The 22,586-nt window shown below is 62.7% G+C and carries 26 protein-coding genes; 15 read left to right on the forward strand and 11 right to left on the reverse strand.

Annotated elements, in window-relative coordinates; genetic code table 11:
* The first annotated feature begins 11 nt into the window (after nt 1-11).
* Nucleotides 12-701 carry a phosphate regulon transcriptional regulator PhoB gene (gene phoB / locus NKH54_RS08100; protein ID WP_031193203.1) on the forward strand — a complete coding sequence of 230 codons (690 nt, stop codon included), beginning with the start codon at nt 12-14 and terminating at the stop codon, nt 699-701.
* A gap of 30 nt (nt 702-731) precedes the next feature.
* Here the strand turns inward: phoB and NKH54_RS08105 are convergent, their stop codons facing one another.
* Nucleotides 732-1,967 (reverse strand): ROK family protein, encoded by a 1,236-nt coding sequence (locus NKH54_RS08105; protein ID WP_023683969.1) that lies wholly within the window; start codon nt 1,965-1,967, stop codon nt 732-734.
* 266 nt (nt 1,968-2,233) lie between these two features.
* Between NKH54_RS08105 and xylF the strand changes: the two genes are divergently transcribed.
* The 4 genes from xylF to NKH54_RS08125 all read left to right on the forward strand — a co-directional run bounded on the left by xylF (nt 2,234) and on the right by NKH54_RS08125 (nt 7,347).
* Nucleotides 2,234-3,274, forward strand: coding sequence for a D-xylose ABC transporter substrate-binding protein (gene xylF / locus NKH54_RS08110; protein WP_353027984.1), 1,041 nt, complete (start codon nt 2,234-2,236; stop codon nt 3,272-3,274).
* 144 nt (nt 3,275-3,418) lie between these two features.
* Entirely contained in the window at nt 3,419-4,735 is a 1,317-nt protein-coding gene (locus NKH54_RS08115; RefSeq protein ID WP_353027985.1) for a sugar ABC transporter permease, read from the forward strand.
* A gap of 12 nt (nt 4,736-4,747) precedes the next feature.
* Nucleotides 4,748-5,545, forward strand: a complete 798-nt coding sequence (locus tag NKH54_RS08120) for an ATP-binding cassette domain-containing protein (protein WP_023683966.1) — start codon at nt 4,748-4,750, stop codon at nt 5,543-5,545.
* Between the two features lie 155 nt (nt 5,546-5,700).
* A complete protein-coding gene (locus tag NKH54_RS08125) occupies nt 5,701-7,347 on the forward strand; it encodes a CHASE domain-containing protein (protein ID WP_352762175.1) in 1,647 nt (548 codons plus the stop codon).
* Between the two features lie 39 nt (nt 7,348-7,386).
* On the opposite strand, the gene NKH54_RS08130 is transcribed toward NKH54_RS08125, so the two are convergent.
* The 6 genes from NKH54_RS08130 to NKH54_RS08155 all read right to left on the reverse strand — a co-directional run bounded on the left by NKH54_RS08130 (nt 7,387) and on the right by NKH54_RS08155 (nt 10,863).
* On the reverse strand, nt 7,387-7,629 hold the full coding sequence (locus NKH54_RS08130) for a YMGG-like glycine zipper-containing protein (protein WP_023670102.1): 243 nt from the start codon (nt 7,627-7,629) through the stop codon (nt 7,387-7,389).
* Nucleotides 7,630-7,711: 82 nt separating this feature from the next.
* On the reverse strand, nt 7,712-8,038 hold the full coding sequence (locus NKH54_RS08135) for a hypothetical protein (protein WP_023670101.1): 327 nt from the start codon (nt 8,036-8,038) through the stop codon (nt 7,712-7,714).
* Between the two features lie 142 nt (nt 8,039-8,180).
* Nucleotides 8,181-8,357 (reverse strand): hypothetical protein, encoded by a 177-nt coding sequence (locus NKH54_RS08140; RefSeq protein WP_023683964.1) that lies wholly within the window; start codon nt 8,355-8,357, stop codon nt 8,181-8,183.
* A gap of 129 nt (nt 8,358-8,486) precedes the next feature.
* The gene (locus NKH54_RS08145) at nt 8,487-9,521 is read right to left on the reverse strand and encodes a sensor histidine kinase (RefSeq protein ID WP_023711673.1); all 1,035 of its coding nucleotides are present in this window, start codon (nt 9,519-9,521) and stop codon (nt 8,487-8,489) included.
* 160 nt (nt 9,522-9,681) lie between these two features.
* The gene (locus tag NKH54_RS08150) at nt 9,682-9,849 is read right to left on the reverse strand and encodes a DUF1328 domain-containing protein (protein WP_023670098.1); all 168 of its coding nucleotides are present in this window, start codon (nt 9,847-9,849) and stop codon (nt 9,682-9,684) included.
* Between the two features lie 219 nt (nt 9,850-10,068).
* Nucleotides 10,069-10,863 carry a response regulator gene (locus NKH54_RS08155; RefSeq protein WP_023670097.1) on the reverse strand — a complete coding sequence of 265 codons (795 nt, stop codon included), beginning with the start codon at nt 10,861-10,863 and terminating at the stop codon, nt 10,069-10,071.
* Between the two features lie 212 nt (nt 10,864-11,075).
* Between NKH54_RS08155 and NKH54_RS08160 the strand changes: the two genes are divergently transcribed.
* Nucleotides 11,076-11,279, forward strand: coding sequence for a NepR family anti-sigma factor (locus NKH54_RS08160; protein WP_023670096.1), 204 nt, complete (start codon nt 11,076-11,078; stop codon nt 11,277-11,279).
* A gap of 3 nt (nt 11,280-11,282) precedes the next feature.
* A complete protein-coding gene (locus tag NKH54_RS08165) occupies nt 11,283-11,834 on the forward strand; it encodes a sigma-70 family RNA polymerase sigma factor (protein WP_023670095.1) in 552 nt (183 codons plus the stop codon).
* A 56-nt stretch (nt 11,835-11,890) separates the two neighbouring features.
* On the opposite strand, the gene NKH54_RS08170 is transcribed toward NKH54_RS08165, so the two are convergent.
* The gene (locus NKH54_RS08170) at nt 11,891-12,268 is read right to left on the reverse strand and encodes a response regulator (protein WP_023693686.1); all 378 of its coding nucleotides are present in this window, start codon (nt 12,266-12,268) and stop codon (nt 11,891-11,893) included.
* Between the two features lie 279 nt (nt 12,269-12,547).
* Between NKH54_RS08170 and NKH54_RS08175 the strand changes: the two genes are divergently transcribed.
* From NKH54_RS08175 to NKH54_RS08185, 3 genes are all read left to right on the forward strand, one after another.
* On the forward strand, nt 12,548-13,309 hold the full coding sequence (locus tag NKH54_RS08175; protein WP_023670093.1) for a Crp/Fnr family transcriptional regulator: 762 nt from the start codon (nt 12,548-12,550) through the stop codon (nt 13,307-13,309).
* Between the two features lie 124 nt (nt 13,310-13,433).
* Entirely contained in the window at nt 13,434-13,760 is a 327-nt protein-coding gene (locus NKH54_RS08180; protein WP_023670092.1) for an ElaB/YgaM/YqjD family protein, read from the forward strand.
* 11 nt (nt 13,761-13,771) lie between these two features.
* On the forward strand, nt 13,772-14,233 hold the full coding sequence (locus tag NKH54_RS08185) for a hypothetical protein (RefSeq protein WP_353027986.1): 462 nt from the start codon (nt 13,772-13,774) through the stop codon (nt 14,231-14,233).
* 57 nt (nt 14,234-14,290) lie between these two features.
* On the opposite strand, the gene NKH54_RS08190 is transcribed toward NKH54_RS08185, so the two are convergent.
* On the reverse strand, nt 14,291-15,850 hold the full coding sequence (locus tag NKH54_RS08190) for a sensor histidine kinase (RefSeq protein ID WP_353027987.1): 1,560 nt from the start codon (nt 15,848-15,850) through the stop codon (nt 14,291-14,293).
* Nucleotides 15,851-15,962: 112 nt separating this feature from the next.
* On the opposite strand from NKH54_RS08190, the gene NKH54_RS08195 reads away from it, so the two are divergent.
* Nucleotides 15,963-16,190, forward strand: a complete 228-nt coding sequence (locus NKH54_RS08195; RefSeq protein WP_023683960.1) for a hypothetical protein — start codon at nt 15,963-15,965, stop codon at nt 16,188-16,190.
* Between the two features lie 26 nt (nt 16,191-16,216).
* On the opposite strand, the gene NKH54_RS08200 is transcribed toward NKH54_RS08195, so the two are convergent.
* A complete protein-coding gene (locus tag NKH54_RS08200) occupies nt 16,217-17,137 on the reverse strand; it encodes a diacylglycerol/lipid kinase family protein (protein ID WP_023701350.1) in 921 nt (306 codons plus the stop codon).
* Between the two features lie 256 nt (nt 17,138-17,393).
* Between NKH54_RS08200 and NKH54_RS08205 the strand changes: the two genes are divergently transcribed.
* Nucleotides 17,394-18,698, forward strand: coding sequence for a PRC-barrel domain-containing protein (locus NKH54_RS08205; RefSeq protein WP_023715017.1), 1,305 nt, complete (start codon nt 17,394-17,396; stop codon nt 18,696-18,698).
* A gap of 118 nt (nt 18,699-18,816) precedes the next feature.
* Here NKH54_RS08205 and NKH54_RS08210 read toward each other — a convergent pair whose 3' ends face one another.
* Nucleotides 18,817-20,355: an alkaline phosphatase family protein gene (locus NKH54_RS08210; RefSeq protein ID WP_031197104.1), complete on the reverse strand. Its 1,539-nt coding sequence runs from the start codon at nt 20,353-20,355 to the stop codon at nt 18,817-18,819.
* Between the two features lie 217 nt (nt 20,356-20,572).
* Between NKH54_RS08210 and NKH54_RS08215 the strand changes: the two genes are divergently transcribed.
* Genes NKH54_RS08215 through NKH54_RS08225 form a run of 3 tightly spaced genes read left to right on the forward strand, consistent with a single transcriptional unit; the run spans nt 20,573 to nt 22,434 of the window.
* Complete coding sequence (locus tag NKH54_RS08215; protein ID WP_352712581.1) at nt 20,573-21,505, forward strand: VOC family protein; 933 nt, start codon at nt 20,573-20,575, stop codon at nt 21,503-21,505.
* 4 nt (nt 21,506-21,509) lie between these two features.
* Nucleotides 21,510-22,142: an alpha/beta hydrolase gene (locus NKH54_RS08220; RefSeq protein ID WP_023730788.1), complete on the forward strand. Its 633-nt coding sequence runs from the start codon at nt 21,510-21,512 to the stop codon at nt 22,140-22,142.
* Nucleotides 22,135-22,434 carry a GNAT family N-acetyltransferase gene (locus NKH54_RS08225; RefSeq protein ID WP_023730787.1) on the forward strand — a complete coding sequence of 100 codons (300 nt, stop codon included), beginning with the start codon at nt 22,135-22,137 and terminating at the stop codon, nt 22,432-22,434. The genes NKH54_RS08220 and NKH54_RS08225 overlap by 8 nt, the downstream gene beginning before the upstream one ends.
* The last annotated feature ends 152 nt before the right edge of the window (nt 22,435-22,586 follow it).

Below are 22,586 nucleotides of genomic sequence, written 5' to 3' on the forward strand. Positions count from 1 at the left end.
GTGAACTGCCTATGATCGCGCCACGCATCATGGTCGTGGAGGACGAGGAGCCGCTAGGCGTGCTCCTCCGCTACAACCTCGAATCCGAAGGCTATCACGTCGAGGTGGTGACACGCGGCGACGAGGCCGAGATCCGCCTGCAGGAAAACGTGCCCGATCTCCTGGTGCTCGACTGGATGGTGCCCGCTGTTTCCGGCATCGAGCTCTGCCGGCGGCTTAGAGTGCGGCCCGAAACCGAGCGGCTGCCGATCATCATGCTGACCGCGCGCGGTGAGGAAAGCGATCGCGTGCGCGGCCTGTCCACCGGTGCCGACGACTATCTGGTCAAGCCATTCTCGACGCCGGAGTTCATGGCGCGCGTGAAGGCGCTGCTGCGCCGGGCCAAGCCGGAAGTGCTGTCCAGCGTGCTCAAGGTCGGCGACATCGTGCTCGACCGCGAGTCGCACCGTGTCTACCGCAAGAAGAGCGAGATCAGGCTCGGACCGACCGAGTTCCGGCTGCTCGAATTCATGATGCGCCATCCCGGCCGCGTGTTCTCGCGCAGCCAGCTGCTCGACAATGTCTGGGGCGAGACGATCTACATCGACGAGCGAACCGTCGACGTCCATGTCGGGCGCTTACGCAAAGCGGTCAACAACGGCCGCATGCCGGATGTCATCCGTACCATTCGCGGCGCCGGCTACGCGATCAGGGAAGACTAGGATGCTGCGCGTCGCGCCGTTGCCGGCCATTCAGGCGACATGCTTGCCGGATTTGGCCTGAATGCCCGGCGCGAAAATCTCCTGATCGACGAAGCCGAGCGCGCGCATGGCACAGCCTTCGCGGATCAGCGGCAGCTCGTTGGGCTCGGTGTCGAAGGAGATCGACTTCGAGTGCTGGCCGCCGGCGGTCTGGGCGATCGCTTCGCGCAATGCCGGCTCGATCAGGTCGAAGGCGGCGGCGCTGACGCCAACCATGGCGACAGGCGCCGGGTCGATCAGCGCAAACAGGCTGCCGAGGCCGAAGCCGAGCGCCTCACCGGCCTTGCGATAGGCTTCGCGCTCCGGGCCATCGGTTTCGCGGGCGCGCGCGGCGAGTGCGCGCATATCAGCGTCGCCGATATCGACCGGCTCGGCATCTTCGCTCATCATTTTGGCGCTGCGCCAGATGGCGTAGTTTCCGGCATAGGCCTCGACGCAGCCGCGCCGCCCGCAGCGGCAGAGCGCGCCGCCCGGACGGTGGATCATGTGGCCGAACTCGCCGCCCGAGGAATGGGTGCCGGTGAACAGTTCGCCTTTCAGCACCAGCCCCATGCCGATGCCGTGCGACAAGAGGATCGCGATGAAATTGTCGCGGTAGCGCTCGGGCTGGCGCCATTGCAGGGCCACCGCCATCATATTGCAGTCGTTCTCCATGGTGGCAGGAATGCCGAATTCCGCTTCCAACATGTCGGCGAAGGCAATGTCGGTCAGTGGCGTGATTGGCGACCACAGCATGGCCCGCGCCTGCGAATCGGTGATGCCCTGGATGCCCATGGCAATGCGGGCGATGCTCTGGACATCGAGGTCCGGGTCCGCGAGACGCCGCCCGACGATTGCTACGCATTCGCCGATCAGCTCGTCGCGCGGCATGGTCAGCGTGTCGAGCCGGCGCTGTTCTTCCGCGACCACCTGGCCGGCATAGTCGATGACGGTGACGGAGAGGAAGTTCAGCGACAGCACCACGGTCATGACCGCCGCCGCTTCCGGGTTGAGGCCAAGGCCGACCTGCGGCCGGCCGCGTTTCAGCGAGCCGGTCTCGCCAGGCTTGCCTTCAATCAGGATGCCTTCTTGAATTAGATCAGACGAGATTGCCGATATCGTCGAATGGCTGAGGCCGGTGGTCGCCGCAATCTCGGTCCGCGACGGCTGGCCGGCCCGGCGCACGGCCGAAATCACCATCGCACGGTTGCGACGGCGCAGATCGTCGTGGCGGATCCCAACCGACATTTGTTTTCCTCCCGGCCTCCTCGCGCCTCATGATAGTGAAGGCGTTCGACGGCACCAGCCAAATATTGGCAGACGCCGGCAGCCCTGTCATTGTTTATTGCGGAGCTCGAAAAAATTCGGCAACGCCATCAGAATCCATCATAATCGATGTTGACAGTGCCTTATCATTGAACCAGTATTTTTTCGAGGCTCGAAAAAATGGAGCCTCTGTGTGCAGGCCTTCGGGCCGGTTTTGTCGCGCCGTGCGCGGCGCAGGGAGGGTTATAATGAACAAATTTGCAGCCGCCATGCTGGCGGGCGTCGCCATGTCGCTGGCGCTGGTCTCGGTCGCGCAGGCGAAGGACAAGGTCATCGGCGTGTCGTGGTCGAACTTCCAGGAAGAGCGCTGGAAGACCGACGAGGCGGCGATGAAAACGGCGATCGAGGCTGCCGGCGACAAGTACATTTCCGCCGACGCGCAGTCCAATCCCGGCAAGCAGCTGACCGACGTCGAAAGCCTGATCTCGCAGGGCGCCAACTCGCTGATCATCCTGGCGCAGGACGCCTCGGCCATCGGCCCGGCGGTGCAGAAGGCGCTGGACGAAGGCATTCCGGTCGTCGGCTATGACCGCCTGATCGAGAACAAGGACGTCTTCTACCTGACCTTCGACAACAAGGAAGTCGGCCGCATGCAGGCCCGCGAAGTGTTCAAGGCGAAGCCCGAGGGCAACTATGTCTTCATCAAGGGCTCTGGCTCGGATCCGAATGCCGATTTCCTGTTCTCGGGCTCGATGGAAGTGCTCAAGGAGGCCATCGACTCGGGCAAGATCAAGAATGTCGGCGAGGCCTATACCGATGGCTGGCTGCCGGCCAATGCCCAGAAGAACATGGAACAGTTCCTGACCGCCAATGACAACAAGGTCGATGCCGTGGTTGCGGCCAATGACGGCACAGCCGGCGGCGTTGTCGCCGCGCTGACGGCGCAGGGCCTTGCCGGAACGGTTCCGGTCTCGGGCCAGGACGGCGACCATGCCGCTCTGAACCGCATCGCGCTCGGCACGCAGACGGTGTCGGTGTGGAAGGACGCGCGCGAACTCGGCAAGAACGCCGCCGAGATCGCCTCGCAGCTTGCCGATGGCAAGAAGACCGGCGACATTGCCGGCGCCAAGGACTTCACCACGCCTGGCGGCAACACCGTCAAGTCGCTGTTCCTGACCCCCGTCGCGATCACCAAGGACAACCTCAACGTCGTCATCGACGCCGGCTGGATCAAGAAGGACGAAGTCTGCACGGGCGTCGCCGCCGGCAGCGTCGCGGCTTGCAACTGATCTCGACGACTTGAAGAAATGAGGCGCCGCGGCTGTCAACCCGCGGCGTTTTCTCTACGAGAATTGTGTGTTTCCGCCATCGGCGGCAAACTTCTAGGCTGTGGTCCGGCATCCGCGCCAGACGGCAAGCCGCTGGAGGACATCATGACCGACACGACCTCAAATCCGCAGGCCGATACGGCACGAGCGTCTGAACTCGGCGCGGCCGCCCGGTTCCTGAGAGCGACCGAGCTCGACACGCGCATGCTCGGCATGGTCGGCGCGCTGCTGGTCATCTGGGTCGGCATACATATCCTGTCGGGTGGGCTTTTCCTGACGCCGCGCAATCTTTGGAACCTGTCGGTACAGACGTCCTCGGTCGCGATCATGGCGACCGGCATGGTACTGGTCATCGTCATGCGCAACATCGACCTTTCGGTGGGCTCCGTCGAAGGCGTGATCGGCATGATCATGGGCGTGGCACAGGCCGAATTCCTGATTCGCGTCATCGGCTTCCAGCTTGGAAACCCCTGGCTCTGGATCGTCGCGCTTGCCGCCGGCGTGGTGCTTGGTCTGCTGATCGGCGCGTTCCAGGGCTTCATCATTGCCTATATGCAGGTTCCGGCCTTCATCGTGACGCTTGGTGGCCTGCTGGTCTGGCGTGGCATGGCATGGCTCATCACCAGCGGGCGCACGGTCGCGCCACTCGACGCCACCTTCCAGCTGATGGGCGGCGGACCACGCGGCTCGATTGGCGCCGCTGCCAGCTGGATCGTCGGCATCGTCGCCTGCGCGGCGGTCGCCTTCGCGCTGCTCAACGGTCGCTCGCAGCGCAAGCGCTTCAGCTTTCCACTGCGCCCCGTCTGGGCCGAGACCCTGCTTGGCGTGGTCGCTTGCGCGGCCATCCTCGGCGCCGTGTGGATCGCCAATTCCTATCCATGGCCGATCGGCATCGTGCGCCAGTACGCACAGCAGAACGGCATCACCGTTCCCGAAGGCGGGCTGTTCATCGCGCATGGCATCGCCATACCGGTGCTGATGGCGGTGATTGTCGGCATCATCATGACGTTCATCACCAAGCGCACGCGTTTCGGCCGCTATGTCTTCGCCATCGGCGGCAATCCGGAGGCAGCGGAACTCGCCGGCATCAACACGCGCTGGGTGACCATGAAGGTGTTCATGATCATGGGTGTGCTGGCTGCAATCAGCGCGGCGATCTCGTCGGCCCGTCTCAATGCGTCAACCAATGCGCTGGGCACACTGGACGAGCTTTTGGTGATCGCGGCCGCTGTCATCGGCGGCACGTCGCTCGCGGGCGGCGCCGGAACGGTGATGGGCGCCATGCTCGGCGCGCTTCTGATGCAGTCGCTGCAATCCGGCATGGTGCTGCTCGGCATCGACTCGCCGCTGCAGAGCATTGTCGTTGGCGCTGTCCTGGTCATCGCCGTCTGGCTCGACACCGTCTACCGCAAGCGCGTCTAGGGAGGAACGATTATGGAAAAAACTGCTCCCACCGGTACGCCACTGATCGACATGCGCAACATCTCGATCGCGTTCGGTGGCATTCGCGCCGTCGACGATGCGTCCATCGATCTTTTCCCGGGCGAAGTGGTGGCGCTGCTTGGCCACAACGGCGCCGGTAAGTCGACGCTGATCAAGATCCTGTCGGGCGCCTACAAGCGCGATGCCGGCCAGATCTTGGTCAACGGCCAGGAGGCCTCGATCTCCAATCCGCGCGACGCCAAGAAATACGGCATCGAAACGATCTACCAGACGCTTGCGCTGGCCGACAATGTCGACGCTGCCGCCAACCTCTTCCTCGGCCGCGAACTGATGACCGCGTGGGGGACACTCGACGATGTCGCCATGGAGGCCGAGGCGCGCAAGGTGATGGGCCGGCTCAATCCGCGCTTCCAGCGCTTCAAGGAGCCCGTGATCAAGCTATCGGGCGGCCAGCGCCAGTCGGTGGCGATCGCACGCGCCATCCTGTTCAACGCCCGCATCCTGATCATGGACGAACCGACGGCCGCGCTTGGGCCGCAGGAGACGGCGCAGGTCGGCGAACTGGTAAAGCAGCTCAAGGCCGACGGCATCGGCATTTTCCTGATCAGCCACGACATTCACGACGTGTTCGAGCTTGCCGACCGAGTCTGCGTAATGAAGAACGGCCAGGTCGTCGGCACCGCGCTCACCACCGATGTGACGCAGGACGAAGTGCTCGGCATGATCATCCTGGGAAAGTGTCCGCCCGGCGCCATTCCCGGTCCGGGTGCGCTGAAGATCGCGGCCTGAGACCACGATATCATCGGCTCTCATCTTCACCGATGTTCGACCGATAAGCCGGCTAAATATACGTGATATGCCAGCCGTCATTATGGCTTGGCCGCGCCATTGTCTTGCCGCCGCGACTTGCCCATAAAGGTTCCCGAACCGTCCGTGGGCCTGCGTTGAAGAAGTTTTTCCCGATCCTTGCCTTCATTGCCGTTGCACTGATCAGCCTGACGATGGCGGGCTTCGCCTATTTCGCCACCCAGGAAGCGGCGCGCATCAAGTTCGAGGCGACGGCCGACGACGCGCTCAACCGCATCGAAAGCCGTATCGATCTGCATCTGTCACTGCTGCGCTCGACGCAGGCGCTGTTCGACGCCCGCAATGGCGAGATTTCAGGTAGCGAATTCAAGGCCTTCTTCAGCGCCCTCAATGTCGATAACAATTTCGCCGGCCTGCGCGGCATCGGCTATCTCAGGCTGGCCAAGACCGGTGACGAAGCGGCGGTCGAGCGCGACATGTTGCGCGACCGCGGCGCCGCCCACACGGTCTATCCGGACACGACACAGCCATGGCGCACGCCCGTCGTGCTGTTCGAGCCGCTCGACCCCGCCAACGAATCCACCATCGGCTACGACATGTTCACCGAGCCGGTGCGGCGCGAGGCGATCGAAAAAGCGCTGGCCGATGACGCACAGCACGCAAGCGGTCTGGTCCAGCTCGGCCAGGATACTGGCGCGGCGCAGACCTTTACCGGCTTCCTGGTCTTCGTCAGGCTCAATGTAGAAACCGCGCCGGATGGTATCAATGCGTCCAGATCATCGACATCAGGCCTTCTCTACGCGGCCTTCCGCGCCCGCGACCTGCTCCAGACCGCGCTCAGCCGCACGCCTTTGCTGCCGGTCAACACCGCGGTCTATGACGGCACGGCGGACGCCGACAATCTTCTGTTCCAGTCCGAAACGCCGCCGGCCGCGAGCTTTGGCGACAGGCTGTTGGTGACGCGCAAGATCATCGTCGCCGGTCGGCCGTGGACGGTGCTGTTTCGGCCGACAAGTGCATTTTCGCAACCGTCCTCGCGCGCCATTCCGGTCATGCTCGGGCTGTTCGGCCTGCTTCTGGCCGGCGCCATCGCGTTGGTGGCCCGCTACCAGGAGCGCGCCTACGACGCCAAGTCGCTGCTGCATGAAACGACGGAAAAAAGCCTGCTCGAAAAGGATTTGATGCTGCAGGAGATGAAGCATCGGATCAAGAATTCGATCACGCGGGTGCTGGCGATTGCGCGCCAGACGGCAGCGCAAGCAACCGACGTGAAGGAGTTCTCAACTTCCTTCTCGGCCCGCCTCCAGGCAATGGCGGCTTCCCAGGATATGCTGACGCGTTCGCGCTGGCAGAAGGCCGATCTTGGCGACCTGCTGCGCATCGAGCTCGGCCAGGTGTTCGGCAAGGAGCTTCCGGAAGGGATATTGTCAGGGCCTCAGGTGCTTCTCGACGAGAGGACGACGCAGGCGCTTGGCCTGACCTTTCACGAGCTGGCGACGAATGCGCTGAAATATGGCGAGGCCGGCAATTCCGTGGGTGCGCTGAAGGTCAACTGGTCGTTCGAGGGGCGCGGGTCCGAGCGGATGCTGGTTCTGAACTGGCGCGAGGCCGGGCAGAAGGAACTCGAAGCGCCGGCGAAGACCGGCTTCGGCACCAAGCTGATCGACCTCAATGTCACGCAGGAATTGCGCGGCACGATTGCCCGAGATTTTCGCGTCGATGGGCTTACGGTGGAAATCAGGATCCCGCCGCCTCATGCAGGCAAACAAACGGAGACCGGCTGACCGGTCTCCGTCGCGATTGTCTGACGCTTTTGAAGCGAATCAGCAGCGAGCGGTGTAGAGCCGGCCGCGATTGTCGCGATACTGGCAATAGCCGTTGCGCAGGTTGCGCACCAGCAGGCCGGAACCGGCGCCAACGGCTGCGCCGATCAGCGCACCCTTGCCGCCGCCGATCAGTCCGCCGGCCAAAGCACCGACACCGGCGCCGACACCGACATCCTGCTCGGTCGTGCTGCAGCCGCTGACGGCGACCACCGCAACCATGGCAATAATCAATTTCCGCATAGAATCTCTCCTCACTTTGTCCTCACTTTAGTAAGCTCCAGCCGCTATTTAGCACAAAACAGCAGCCTTTGCCCGCTCGATCTTATTGTTGGCTAAGAGAGTCTTTTTCGCGGCGCGTGGCGTTCGACGCGACCACGACACTGGAAATCTGCAAAGACGCGTCGAGGGTGCCGTCCGGGCGCACGTTCCAGACGATCTGGTCGTAATCATCTTCCAGCGCGGGGTCGACCGTAAGACATTTGGCAACGACGTGCTCGGCCTGACCCTGCACGTCGCCGGCAGCGAATGGACGTTCTGCCGTGCATGCTTCGGCGGTTTCGAAAACACTGACCGGCACCGGCAGTTCACGGCATTCGGTCATGTTGTTCGAACAGCCAATTACCAAAAGCAAAGCGGCGATGTGTTCCACGGCGACACGTCCTCTCGCCATAAGAACGGTCCACAGCCGTCAAAGTTCCTGTGCCGAAAGGGGCGTTAATAATTGGTCGGCTACGAGCTGGACAGTTTCTGAGCCAGGCTGCTTGGGAGCAGCGTGAACCTGAGCATCTGGCTCAGACCAATTGCGACGCCACGATCAGCACAACAGCGGCGACGAGCGCGACAGCGGCGACGCGAAGCAAGGGATGCCAGGCGTGCTGCAAAGGCGAGGCTGAAGCGTCAGGATCCTGAAAGCCGCTCATCGACACCCGGGCGGCCTGCTCCAGCCTGTTCATATCGGCAACCGTCATGATCATTCCTCCCATACTCGCGTTGCAGGCTGCGGCCGAAACATCGGTTGAATCGGTCAAGATCCAGCAATCTCTGGGAACCACAGCATCGGATTTTATGGTGAACAGCCGGTTAAGGAATCCCGCCGCTCATTCGGTTTCGAAATTGCCGTGCGGAACGACGAGGCGATATTCGAGGCGGTCACTGGTGATCTCCAGCGTCGCCGTGCCGTTCAGCGATGCCGGCACGACACGTTCGAGGGCAACGCTGCCGAAGCGTTTCTCGGTGCGCCTGTTATCATTGGCGACAATGGCCTCGACCCAGGTCAGCGACAAAGCCGGCTTGTCTGCGGCCTCTGCGACGTTCGACAGATCGGCGGTTACCTCGACAAAGCCGTCCGGCCGCGCCAGGGCGCCGTAGCTGAATGAATTGACGGCGAGTTCGTGCATTGCCAGTCCAATATGAATGGCCGCGTTGGGATTGAGGTAGGGGTTGACGCCATTGAAGCGCAGGCTCTGCGCGGGATCGGCGCCGTAGCGAACGACCTGGCCGCGGATAAGCTCGCGAAGTGCTGCACCCCGCCAGTTCGACGACGTTACCAGATCCTGGGAGGAAGCCAGTGACTGCAGGCGGCCGCGAAAGCGCTTCAGGAAATCGTCGGGTGTCTCGGAATAGCGGCCGGTCTGGGTGGCAATACTCTGGATGATGGCCAACAGGTTCTTGGAGCGGTGGCTGACTTCGCGCAACAGCGTCTTCAGCGTCTGTTCGCGGCGTTTCTGCTCGGTGGTTTCCACCATCGTGGTGACGACGCCCTGCACGTCGCCGCGATTGCCCCGATCGGCATCGACCCATACCTGGAACCAGCGCATGCCATCACCGGTGGGAACACTCAGTTCAAGGCGTTCCGGATTGCCGGAAGCGATCACATTGCTTTTGGCGGCGGCGATTTGCTCAGCTTGCGCCGGTGGCAACGCGCCGTTGCTGTCGGCTGTGTCGGAAACCCACGGCGCACGCATGTTGCGGGCCCATACAGTCTTCAATTCACGATCCTGATAGAGGACGGAAATGCCGGCATTGTGCAGAGCGTGAAGCAAGGCCCGGCCAAGCTGCATTCCGCTTTCAGCCGGGTGCAGTGCGATCACCTCGTCGCCCTGTCCGCTCTCGCCTCCGCCAATGGAACGCATCAATCACCTGTCCACCTGATCAGGACCGAACGATTCACTTGGACTCAGTTCCTGAGTAGGTCCCCAGAAAAGGTCCGCCGGACGATGTCCCGTTGGAGGACATCGCCCGGCGGTGGCTGGAAACCGTTTGAGGGGTGCGGCTTCCAGTGTTCGCCCGCTCCTACGATGCCCGTCTGAACAGGCCGGCCAGAAGCGAGATGACGAGGAAGGCGAGAAAGATGAAGAACAATATTTGCGCGATACCGGCCGAGGTACCGGCGATGCCGCCGAAACCAAGCGCGCCGGCGATGATCGCCACGACGAGAAATACGAGCGCCCAGTAGAGCATGATCTGTCTCCTTCCGATACTGAATCAAGAACGTGAGTGATTGCTGTTTGTTCCACCATTTGCCGAAAAAGAAGGTCTTTGGAAGAGGCCGGATGCGAGTTGATTCACGCGCGTGCGCCCCATACGGAGCGACGGGCAGCCGCCGATCGCCGGGCTAGGCGATCGCCAGTGCCGGCAACGCTGCGAGGCGGCGAAAAGTTGGAGATTGAAGGCCCTACTTCACGCGGCGGCCTTGGCCTGCCGGTCGAAGAACAGCGCTTGGCTGATCAGCGCCTTGACCATGTCGGGATTGAACGGCTTGGTGACGAGGAAGGCCGGTTCAGGCCGCTCGCCGGTCAGCAGACGTTCGGGGAAGGCGGTGATGAAGATTACCGGCACCGAAGTCGACGACAGGATTTCGTTGACCGCATCGATACCCGAGCTGCCATCGGCAAGCTGAATGTCGGCCAGCACCATCTTCGGCCTTGTCTTGCCGAACATCGCCACCGCCTCGGTATGGGTGCGCGCGGTTCCGACCACGTGGTGGCCGAGGCTCTCGACCATTTCCTCGATGTCCATGGCGATCAGCGGCTCGTCCTCGATGATCAGCACATCGGTCGCCACCTGGCGAGAGATCTCGTTGCTCGCCTGGGCAAGCAGTTCGGAGAATTCCTTGGCGTCGACATCGAGAATTTCAGCTGCCTCGTCTTCACCGAAGCCTTCGACCGCGACCAGCAGGAAAGCCTGGCGTGGCCGTGGCGCAATGGCGTTCAGATTGGCGGCGGCGCGCTGCTCCCATGCCGATTGTGCCTGCTCCTGCGGAACGCGGATGGCAATGGAGGTGAACAGTTTGGCGAATACCTTGTAGAGCGCGATGCGGTCGCTTGACGCTTGCGGGAAGATGTCGACGTCGGCGATGATGGCTTCGAGCATCGCGGCGACCAGCGCATCGCCACTCTCCTGCGATCCGGATACGGCGCGTGAAAAGCGGCGCAGGAACGGCAGGTGCGGAGCGATGGTTGCGGAAAGGCTCATGGTAGACGTCTCCCTCAGATGACGTGATTGCATAGATTGCAGGTCAAGCTGATTGCAAGCCCCAACACCCAAACGCGGGTTTTGCGAAAAAGTTCCGAGACTTGTGGAACGAAACCGTACGGGCGACGTTTGTGGTGCGATGGGCAACCAGACGAGGGGGCCGCTTTGCGTTGTGTAATGGGGCGGCTCGGGGCGCTGGATTTAAGGGCGAAATGAAGGACATGAATAAAGAAACGCTGGCTGGCGCCGCTGACAGGCGCCGGGCCAATTCCGGCGACCCGCTCGGGGCGAATTCGGAAATCGGCCGCAAACTCAAACAATATTATGACGAGCTGGTCTCGGACAATGTGCCGGATCGCTTTGCCCAGTTGCTCAGCCAATTGGAAAAGGCCGAACCTGCACAGAAGAAGGACTGAGGCATGGCAGCTGTCTCACAAGGGTTCAAGACCGACCTGCTCGGCTCGATCCCGAGCCTGCGGGCCTTTGCCGTGTCGCTGACGCAGAATGCCGACAAGGCCGACGATCTGGTGCAGGAGACGCTGGTCAAGGCTTGGGACAAGCATGAGAGCTTTCAGCCCGGCACCAATCTCAAGGCATGGCTGTTCACCATCCTGCGCAACGAGTTCTATTCCCAGATGCGCAAGCGCGGCCGCGAGGTGCAGGACAGCGACGGCATCATGACGGCCAGGCTTGCCGTTCATCCGGCTCAGCACGGCCAGCTTGACCTCAAGGATTTCCGCGGCGCGCTCGAGCAACTCCCCGAGGACCAGCGCGAAGCCATCATCCTCATCGGCGCTTCAGGCTTTTCCTATGAAGAGGCCGCCGAAATCTGCGGCTGTGCGGTCGGAACGATCAAGAGCCGGGTCAGCCGGGCCCGCACGCGGTTGCAGGAGATCCTCAAAATCTCCGGCGAAGACGAATACGGGCCGGACGCGATCTCGTCCCAGGTGACGGGTTCAAACGCTGCCTGACGGCGGAGGCCCCGTTTGCGGGCCTGGGCTCTTTACACATACGCATCGAAGATATCTCAGACTGGCGCGCGGCCGCAGGCCGCCGCCAGAGCCTCGACGAGATCGGTCCCCGAATAAGGCTTGGTGACCAGGCGGATGCCGGGAAAAGACCCTTTGATCTCATCGGGGTCCGAATAGCCGGAGGCAAAGACAAACGGCAGGCCCGATTGGCGCAGCCGCGCGGCGAAATCGAGTGTGGACGTTCCGCCCAGCATGAGGTCCACGATAGCGGCGTCGAACTCGCCAACGACCTTCTGCTCATCGATCTCGGCCAGAGCGCGGGCAATCACTACGTCGCTCGCGCCATGGTCGCGGCAAAGCTGCTCGACATCCATGGCGATCAGGAATTCATCCTCCAAGACAAGAATTCGCAATCCCTCAAGCAATGGCGGCACTTGGCAATCTCTCCTCAATTCTTGCAGCATCGGGTACAGTGACTCCAGTCAACCGCATCGCGGACCTTGGGGGGATCGGTCAGGCCTTAATCCGAAAAGTTCGCCCACCGGCTCTACTCCAAAAGCGAGCTTCGAATTCGCCTCAGTGGAGTGTAGCGAGTCATGATCGCTATTTGCCATCCTGTCATTTAAAAAAGACATGCCATCGGCAGCGGAACCGCGGCCTTGCAAGGCGTAGCACTCAGTCTCTGGCAAGAGACTTTCGAAAGAGAGATCGAAATGTCTGGCCAGAATGGTCGTTCGTTTTCCAGCCGTCAGTACCCATGCGAGATCTGCCCGCTTCGGCCATTGCCGGTGTTCCGGGAATTCGAGAAGCAGGAGCTTGCCTATGTCAGCATGTTCAAGAAGGGCGAACTGGCCGTCGACAAGGGCGCCACAGTGCTGGTCGAAGGCAGCCAAAGTGCTCATCTCTACACCGTGCTTTCGGGCTGGGCCTTCCGCTACAAACTATTGTCGGACGGCAGGCGCCAGATCCTGAACTACTCCATGCCCGGCGATCTTATCGGGCTGCAGGGCAGCCTGATGGGCGAAATGCAGCACTCGGTCGAGGCGCTGTCGCCCATGCTGTTGTGCGTCTTCGAGCGTGAAAACCTGCACGAGCTCTACCGCAACCATCCGGGCCTTGCCTACGACATTACCTGGCTGGCGTCGCGCGAGGAGCGCATGCTGGACGAGAACCTGCTCAGCGTCGGCCGGCGTACGGCGGTCGAGCGCACCGCCTATCTCATTGCCTTCATCGCCAGCCGCGCGGCGGCAGTCGGGCTCAACGGCAAGGCGCCGGTGCAAATCCCGATTACCCAGCAGCATGTCGCCGATACGCTCGGCCTGTCGCTGGTCCACACCAACAAGACGATCCGCAAGCTCATCGATCGCAAGCTGATCGCCTGGCGCGACGGCGGTTGCGAAGTGATCGACGGGGAGGGGCTGAAGGATCTCGCGCGCTGGGAGGGCCTAAGCGAAGGCCGTCGGCCGCTGATCTGACAGGCAGGCCTCCATCTGGGGCTGGACTCGCACTTGCAAACACCCTTTCATGGATACGGTCTCCGATTTCGGAACCATGACGTGTGTCGGGCGTTTGAAGCCAAGCAAACGCAAGGAGTTTAGAATGGCAACTGCCGCAGGAAAAACCGCCAACGAAAGTCAGACGAACGCCGACCTCGAAGCCGACATTCGGCAGTTGAAGGCGGATATCGAAAAGTTGACCAAGCAATTGGCCAAGACCGGCGAACATGGTTACGGCACGGCGCGGCGCGCTGCTGCCGAAGGCGTCGACCAGTTGCGCGCCCAGGGTGAAGCCGTCTTCGACAGCCTGCGTGGCAACGCCAAGGATCTTGAGGCCCAGATCACGGCCAATGTGCGCGAGAAGCCAGTTACTTCACTGGCGATCGCGGCCGGCGTCGGCTTCCTGTTTGCGCTTCTTGCCCGGCGCTAGTTTCGACAGAGATGGGCATGCTGGCACCGCTTATCTCGGCCTTGGCCTCGGGTGAAGCCATTGCCGCCATGCGCCGCGCGCGCACGGCGGCAATCGTCTACGGGTTCGCCGCCGTCGCTGCCCTGTGCGGCCTCGGGTTTCTCCAGGGGGCGGCCTACATCTGGGCGGCTGACCGTTATGGCTCGATGGCCGCCTGTCTCGGCTTCGCGGCTGGTTTCCTGGTACTGGCCGGGCTTATCGTGCTCATTCATCAACTTGCGGCTGGAACGCGTGCGCGCCGACGTGCGCGAAGGCGCAATGCCGACCTGAAGGCGCTCGGTATCACCGCGGCGCTTGCCGTGCTGCCGGCCTTGCTCAAGGGGAAAGGCGGGAAGGGCGTCATTCTCGGCCCGATGATCGCGCTCGCGGCCTATGCCATCTACCGTGAGAACGTCAAGCCGGACCGGGGCGATCCGGACAGCGAAGCCGACTAAAGCGCGCGCGCTGATACGCTGTTCCCGGGAAAACCGCTTCGCACTTCTGAAATTGCTTTAAGCCGGCAGATCTTCAAGCGGCATCGATATTTCGGCGAACACGCCTTCGCTGCGGAATTCGTGGGTCACTTCGCTCGATAAAACCTTGGCTAGGCTGCGGCGGATCAGGATAGAGCCGAAGCCCTGGCGTTCCGGCGGGTCGACTTTCGGCCCGCCGCTTTCGCTCCAGGTCAGCACAAGGCGGCGCGCGCCTTTCTTGCCCGCCGCCTTCCAGTCGACATCGACCTTCCCCGAGCCAACCGACAGCGATCCGTATTGCAGCGCGTTGCTGGCCAGTTCGTGCATGATCAGGCCGAGCCCCACCGCCTGGTCAGGCGAAAGCAGCAGCTCCGGACCGGAGATCACGATGCGCGGCCGTTCTGCGGAATCGAACGGCTTGACCTCGATCTGCATCAGTTCGCGAATACCGATGCCGCGCCATTCGCGATCCGACAGCAGGTTATGGGCAGCGCCCAGCGCCTGCAGCCTGGCGCCGAAGGCTTCCAGGAATTCGCTTGGGCGGCGAGCGTGGCGAACGGTCTGCGTCGCCAGCGCCTGCACCGTCGCCAGCGTGTTCTTGACCCGATGGTTGAGCTCGCGCAGCAGCAGCCTTTGCCGGTCCTCGCCGAGCTTGCGTTCCGAGATGTCGTAGTTGACGCCAAAGATAAGCGTCGGCTTGCCTTCGCCGTCGCGCTCGATGACGCGGCCGCGGGTGACTATCCAGCGCGGCGGATCGAAGCCTTTGACCCGGTATTCGCCGAAATAGTCATCGCTGCCGGTCAGGGCATCGCGAAAGCGCGTCTCGGTCTGGTAGACATCGCGCGGGTCGATGGCGGCCAGAATGTCGCGCGCCCGCAGTCGGTTCGAACGGGGCAGGTTGAACAGCTCCGACAAACGCACGTCGCATTCGATCATGTCGGTGCGGATATCCCAGGCCCAACTGGCGAGCGAGGCGGCGTCGAGCGCTATGGCTCGGCGCTTTTCCTCCTGCGCCAAAGCAGCGGTGGCAATGGCGCCGCTGCGGGTGGCGTCCTTGAGGGTAAACAGGCTGGCGGCGAGGCTGGCCAGCGATTTCAAATGATCGAGCGCGGCAGCGGACGGAAATTCATGCGGCTCCCGGTCGAGCACGCACACCGTGCCGACGCGCGCGCCGGCGACCACCATCGGCGCGCCGACATAAAAGCGGACATGGTGTTCGCCAGTGACCAGCGGGTTGCCGGAGAAGCGAGGGTCGATGCTGGCATCCGGCACCACCATCGGCTCTCCGCCGGCGGCAATGGTATGGGCGCAGAACGATATGTCGGTCGCGGTTTCGGTCTCGTTGAAGCCGACACAGGATTTGAACCACTGTCGTTCGGTGTCGAGCAGCGTGACGAGCGCGATCGGCGCCCGCATCACGGCGGCGGCTAGGCCGGTGATGCGATCGAAGTCGGGATCGGAGTCGGTGTCGATCGCGTCAAGCCCGTGCAGTACGGCAAGCCGCTCCGGCGCCACCACGGCGCGGCGGACTTCAACCGGCAAACAAACCTGCTTCGGCACCTTGCTATCCACCAAGCCCCCACCCGCGGTGGCGCGCATCTTGCGCGGCCGTCGCGCGCCGGAACTTTTGTAGCAAGCAATCGTTACCCCACCATGTTTCGCCAGCGATGGTTTTATCCACCATGCCGGTTGCACGATAGGAACGCCGCCGATGACCAAGATCGCCCCTGAAAACAAAGCCCGTCAGGGGCGGTGGGGTTGGCACGGCCTGCGCATATTGGTCGCCGCTTTGCTCCTGGCTTTCATTGCTTGGGGAGCGGCCGAGATTTATGGCCAAAAGATCGATCCAGATACCCCTGAAAGCCAGGGGCAGCCCACCGGCCAGAGCGCGCCGGCCAACCAGAGCGCGCCAGCCGGCGAGGGGCAGTCGGGCGGCTAGGGTTTTCCGCGTCATTCGTAATCGCATCAGGCGGCCTTCGCCTGGGCGGCTTGCGCCGGAACCAGGACGTTCAGTGCGCCAGGGTGGATCTGGATTGTCGTTTCGCGCTCCAGCTTGACCAGTTCGCCGTCGATGACGGCGCCGAATTTCTTGCTCCCTGTATGGATCTTCACGATTGCCTTGTCGGCCTGATGAGTTTCGACATGATCGCTGTCGCGCCACCTGCCTCGAGCCATGTCGAAGAGCGCCCTGACCAGCTCGCCACGCTGCCGCGCCACGGTGACATAGATGCCGAGCACGCCGCCGGCAGGATTGTCGGCATAAGGCAGATGGCCTTCGCCAAACAGATTGTTGGAAATGCCGATGCCGCTGATGCGGGTCACGATCTCGGCTTCGCCGACCGTCAATGTCACCTTCATGGCGGGAGGATTGTTGATCGTAGTCCAGGCGGCCTTGGCCGAAGCGCGAATCTTTCCCAGGCGCGAGGCGAATTCCATATTGTCGCGCAGCTTCACCATCCTGGCGTGCAGGCCGATCGAGAACTGATGCACGAACGGCCGGCCATTCGCGCTCGCGATATCAACCGCCATGATCTCGCCGTCGGCAAAGGACTTCAGCGCGCCATCGATGGTCTGCGGAATTCCAAGGCCGCGGGCGAACAGGTTCATTGTTCCTGCAGGCAGGACGGCCAGCGCCTTCTTGCCATTCATCAGCCGCCCCGCGGCGGCCGAAATGGTGCCGTCGCCGCCACCGGCCAGCACGACGTCGAAGTCGCGCCGCGCGGCGACCTTGTCGAGCGCCGCGACAATCTCCTTGCCGGCGACGATGTCGATCTCGATGGAGTGACCAGCCGCCTCGAGCGTCTGGCGCATCCGGTCGGTTAGCGCTGAAAGATCGGTGGTCCGCAAGGTGCCGCCGTCCCGGTTCAGCACCGCTGCAAATCGCATGCCCCACTCCGTATTCTTTAGCGGCCGGAATGCCAGCCGCAGGCTGAAACGGGCAAGCTTGGGAAAGGTTCCATCGGCCGGGTGGGAATGTCGGGCGATTCCGCGGACTTGCCCAGAGTATTTCGATGCTCCCGTTTTTTCGGAACAAGCGCCTTGTCACAACGTTGTGATCCCATTGGAGGCGCCGCCTTCGGTCTCCCGGCAAGTGGTTTGCCGATTGCGGCGCACATGAGATCACGCAAGAGGAGACTTAATCATGATCCGCACACTGTTCGCGACGACCGCACTGGCAACGCTGATCGCTACCGGTGCGTTTGCGCAGTCAACGACGACCCCGGCGACGACCCCAGCGCCGGCTGAAGCCCCTGCTACCATCGCGCCGGCGCCGCAACAGGCCGACGGCGCGCTGATGACCAATATCATCGGCGAGTCTGTCTACAATGGCACTGGCGACGATGCGCAGAAGATCGGTGACGTCAGCGACGTCGTCCTCGATGAAAACGGCCAGGCGAAATCCGCCATTATCGGCGTTGGCGGCTTCCTCGGCATAGGCAGCAAGAACGTCGCCTTCGACTACGGCAAGTTGCAATGGGTCGAGAGGAATGGTGATCGCTGGCTCGTCGCCGAGACGACGAAAGAAGCGTTGACGGCGCTGCCCGACTTCGACCGTAAGCCTTACGATCCGGCCCCGGCGCCTGCTTCCACGGCGCAGAACGACCCGCAGAAGCCGGTTGATCTCAACGCCGCGCCGTCAGAACCGGCGGTGAAACGCGCTGACGGCAATCTCGCAACCAACATCATCGGCGAGAATGTCTACAATGGCACTGGCGACGATGCCCAGAATATCGGCGACGTCAATGACATCGTGCTGACCAAGGATGGCAAGGCGCAGTCGCTGGTGATCGGCGTCGGCGGCTTCCTCGGCATGGGTGAAAAGAACGTCACCTATGATTTCGCCAAGGCACGGTGGGCCGAAAAGAACGGCGATCGCTGGCTGGTGGCGCAGACGACCAAGGAGGAACTGCAGGCGCAGCCTGATTTCGACCGCAAGCCCTATGATCCGGCGCCGGTGACGACAACCTCCGACGCAACGCAGCCGACTGCTCCCGCTGCCCCGACGGCCGTTGCACCGGCTGACAATGCTCAGCCAGCGGACAAGACCGCGGAAGCTCCGGCCGGTACAAAAGCCACCGATCCGACGCAAACGGCAGCGATCGACAAGTCGACACTGACCGAAATGCCGGTCGGCAACATCAGAGGCGACGACCTGAAGGGCACCACCGTCTATGGCGCCAACGACGCCAAGGTCGGCGAGATCGGCGACGTCGTGCTCACGCCCGACAGCAAGCCGGATGCCGTCATCATCGATGTCGGCGGCTTTCTAGGCATCGGCGCCAAGGAGGTCGCGGTCGGCATGGACAAGCTCAAATTCATGACCGACAAGGACGGCAACAAATATCTCTACACCAACTTCACCAAGGAGCAGCTGCAGGCGCAGGCTGCGTATGACAAGGGCAGCTATGCCGAGAAGCGCGACCAGCAGCGGATGATGGTACAGTAAGGGAATAGGCAGTAGGGATTGGGCAGTAGGCGAAACCGAGTGACGAGGCAATCAGGCCGCCAGAACATTCTACTGCCTACTGCCTACTGCCTACTGCCTACTGCCTACTGCCTACTGCCTACCACATATCCACCACCCCTTCGTCCGTCAGCTCTGCAAGCGCCAACGACTGGTCAAGATGCTCGGCGCGCCAGGCAAGCAGTCGCTCGGCAAATTCAAGCCGCACGCTGAGATAGGCCGGGTCGGCGGCAACGTTGGCCAGTTCGCCCGGATCCTTCTGCATGTCGAAGAGCAGCGGCGGCAGGCCGCCGCCGAAATGCACGTATTTGAATTTTTCCGTACGGATGACGGCGAGGTTGCACTGGCGCGAGCCGATGCCGAAATGCCGTTCGGCCTCACCGCTGGCAATCGAGCGGAAGTCGAACTCCCAATGCGCCGCGTCGCGCCAATCCTTAGGCGGTTCATCTTGCAGGAACGGTTTTAGCGAGCGGCCGTCGAGATGCAGCTGGGCGTCGGCGTCCAGCAGATCGAGCAAGGTCGGGAAGATGTCGACGGCCTCGGTGAAGTGGTTGACGGTCGAGCCGGCTGCATTGCCGTGACGCGGGTCGCGCACGATCAATGGGATGTGATAGCTGCCGTCGAAGAAGCCGCCTTTGCCCAGCATGAAATGGTCGCCCATCATCTCGGCGTGGTCCGAAGTCAGCACGATGATGGTGTCATCCCATGCATTCGCCGTCTTGATCGCTTGCCAGATGCGGCCAAGCTGCGCGTCGACCTCCGAGATCATGCCGTAATAGATCGCGCGGATGGCCCGGATGTTGTCGTCGCCCCAGTCGCGCACGTGGCCGTCGGTGCCGGGGCGGAAGCTTCTCCGCTTCTGGCGACCAAGGTCGTAAGCCAGATAGGGATGCCTTTGCGCCTCGGCCTGCCAAGTCTCGACATGGCGGAAGGGCGGTCCGTCCGCCGGATCATACAGCGTGTTGTAGGGCCGCGGTACGACAAAGGGCGGATGCGGGCTGATGAAGGAGACATGCGCGAACCATGGCGAATCCTGTTCGTCCAGCCAGCGAATGAATTCGCCGGCAAGAAAAGCGGTCGGCGTCTCGTCCCTGGAATAGACAGGCGGCGCGCTGGTCACGGCGTCGCCCGCTTCCCCGCCCACGGGGCGGTGAATGCCGGGAGAGCCCGCGCTGGTGTCGACGCCACGTGCCTTCAGCCATGACAGCCATGGTTTCTGATGCTCAGGCAGGAACTGGCGAACGCTGAAGCCGGGCAGCACGCCCTCATAGCTTTTCAGCCGGGGATCGCCCGGCGCCATCGTGCGCGGATCGGGCGAGACGTCGGTGTAGCCGAACAAAGTCGGATCATAGCCGAGGGCGCGGGCCGAAAGCGCCATGTTGCCGTGGCGGGCGTCGAGCGGCGTGCCGTTGCGGCAGACGCGATTGTTCATCTGGTAGAGGCCGGTGTAGAGGCACGCGCGGGCCGGCGAGCAGGGCGCCGCGCCGCCGTAATGCCGCATGAAAAGGACGCCTTCGGCGGCGAGCGCATCGGCATTCGGCGTCTTCACCACGGCATGGCCGGCAGCCGACAGGCAATCGCCCCGCCATTGGTCGCAGGAGATCAATAGGATGTTCGGGCGTCTGCTTTTCGCGGCCAATGCTCTATCCTGTCACGTCGGGAAGACGTTCAATGAACCGGAATTTGGCGGCAGCGCAAGCCTGTCAGTCTTGCTTAAATGGTGAACGAAAATTTCCTGCTGTTCACTATTGGGATACAGTCCATTCTGAGTTTGCCGCCTTTGCCATTGCCAGGCGGCCCCTCATATAGGCGTGGACAGCGGCAAGAGCCGCAAACCGAAGGGAAGGAGCAAGACAATGCTCGACCAGATCAAGGGCCTGCATCACGTGACGTCGATGGCCGGCGATGCGCGCCAGAACAATAATTTCTTCACGCACAAGCTCGGCCTGCGCCGGGTCAAGAAGACCGTCAACTTCGACGCGCCAGATGTCTATCACCTCTATTATGGTGACGAGCACGGTACGCCCGGCTCGGTGATGACCTATTTTCCGTTCCCGGACATTGCCAGGGGTCGCCACGGCGTCGGCGAGGTCGGGACCACGGCCTATTCGGTGCCGGCCGGCACGCTCGGCTATTGGGAAAAGCGCTTCGCCGATGAAGGCGTTGCGGGTGTCTCCCGCGAAGAGACGTTCGGCGAGAAGCGGCTGGCCTTCGCCGGTCCCGACGGCGACGGTTTCGCGCTGGTCGAAGACAAAGCGGACAGCCGCGCGCCATGGTTGAAAGGCGGCATTCCCGCTGATGAGGCGATACGCGGCTTCCACTCGGTCTCCCTCAGATTGAAGGATGGTGGCGCCACGGAAGAGCTGTTGAAGTTCATGGGCTATGAGCAAGTGGACAAGTCCGGCAATGTCAGCCGGCTCGCCATCAAGAACGGCAACGGCGCTGACGTCGTCGATATTGAATCGCTGCCTACGGCGGGCTTTGCCAATCTCGGCGCCGGCTCGGTCCACCATGTCGCCTTCGCGGTGGAGAACCGCGCCAAGCAGCTCGAAGTGCGCAAGGCGCTGATCGATACGGGTTACGGCGTGACGCCGGTGATCGACCGCGACTATTTCTGGGCGATCTACTTCCGAACGCCGGGCGGCGTGCTGTTCGAAGTCGCTACCAATGAGCCGGGCTTCGACCGCGACGAGGACACCGCCCATCTCGGCGAAGCCCTGAAACTGCCGACGCAGCACCAGCATCTGCGGCCCTATCTTGAAGAGCATCTGCAGAAGCTGGAAGGCTGAGACGATGAGCAAGGAAGCTTACATCCATAAGGCGCTGCCGGGTTCGCCCGGCGGCCCGCTGCTCTTCGTCTTTCACGGCACCGGCGCGGACGAGAGCCAGCTGCTGTCGCTCGGGCGCGACCTCGCGCCACAGGCGACGATCGTATCGCCGCGCGGCGATGTTTCCGAGCATGGTGCGGCGCGTTTCTTCCGCCGCACCGGCGAGGGCGTCTACGACATGGACGACCTCGCGCGGGCGACCGCCAAGATGGCCGGTTTCATCAAGGCGCAGGTGGCAGCGGCAAGGCCATCTTCGGTCTTGGGTCTCGGCTATTCCAACGGCGCCAACATCCTGGCGTCCGTAATGTTCGCCGCGCCCGAGCTGTTCGATGCGGCGGTGCTGATGCACCCGCTGATCCCGTTCGAACCGCAGGTGCAGGGCAGCCTTGCCGGACGCCGCATCCTGGTCACCGCCGGCAAGCGCGACCCGATCTGCCCGCCCAACCTGACATCCCGGCTGGAGGCCTATTTGCGCGCCGATGGCGCCGATGTCACAGTGGAGTGGCACGATGGCGGCCACGAAATTCGACCAAACGAGATCGAAGCGTCGAGGCGGCTTTTTGCCGATGCGCCGGTTGAAGGAGCAAGCGATGCCTGACGAATTGCCTGAGATCGAACTCGAGGACCGCGGCTCGAAGGGACGTTATGTCCTGCGCAGGCCCGGTGGCGCCGAGGCGGAAATGACCTTCACCAAGGTCGGCGAGCACCAGATCATCATCGATCACACCGAAGTGCCGGACGTGTTTCGCGGCCAGGGCGCCGGCCTTCGGCTTGTCACACGCGCCGTCGAGGACGCGCGGGCAGTGGGCAAGAAGATCATCCCGCTCTGCCCCTTCGCCAACGCCCAGTTCCGCCGCCATCCGGAATGGGCGGATGTGCTGAAGCAATAGACCTTTTTCCCTTCCCCCCTTGTGGGGTGAGCAGCCGGTTCGCCGCAGGCGAATTCATCGTGCCGGTGGCATGATGAAAGGCCGGCGAACGCCGGGACGCTGCGAAGCAGCGGGGACCGGCAGGTGGTCGGAGTCGCTCAGCCACAAGAGCG

The sequence above is a fragment of the Mesorhizobium sp. M1004 genome, from assembly GCF_040318795.1.
Taxonomy (GTDB): Bacteria; Pseudomonadota; Alphaproteobacteria; order Rhizobiales; family Rhizobiaceae; genus Mesorhizobium.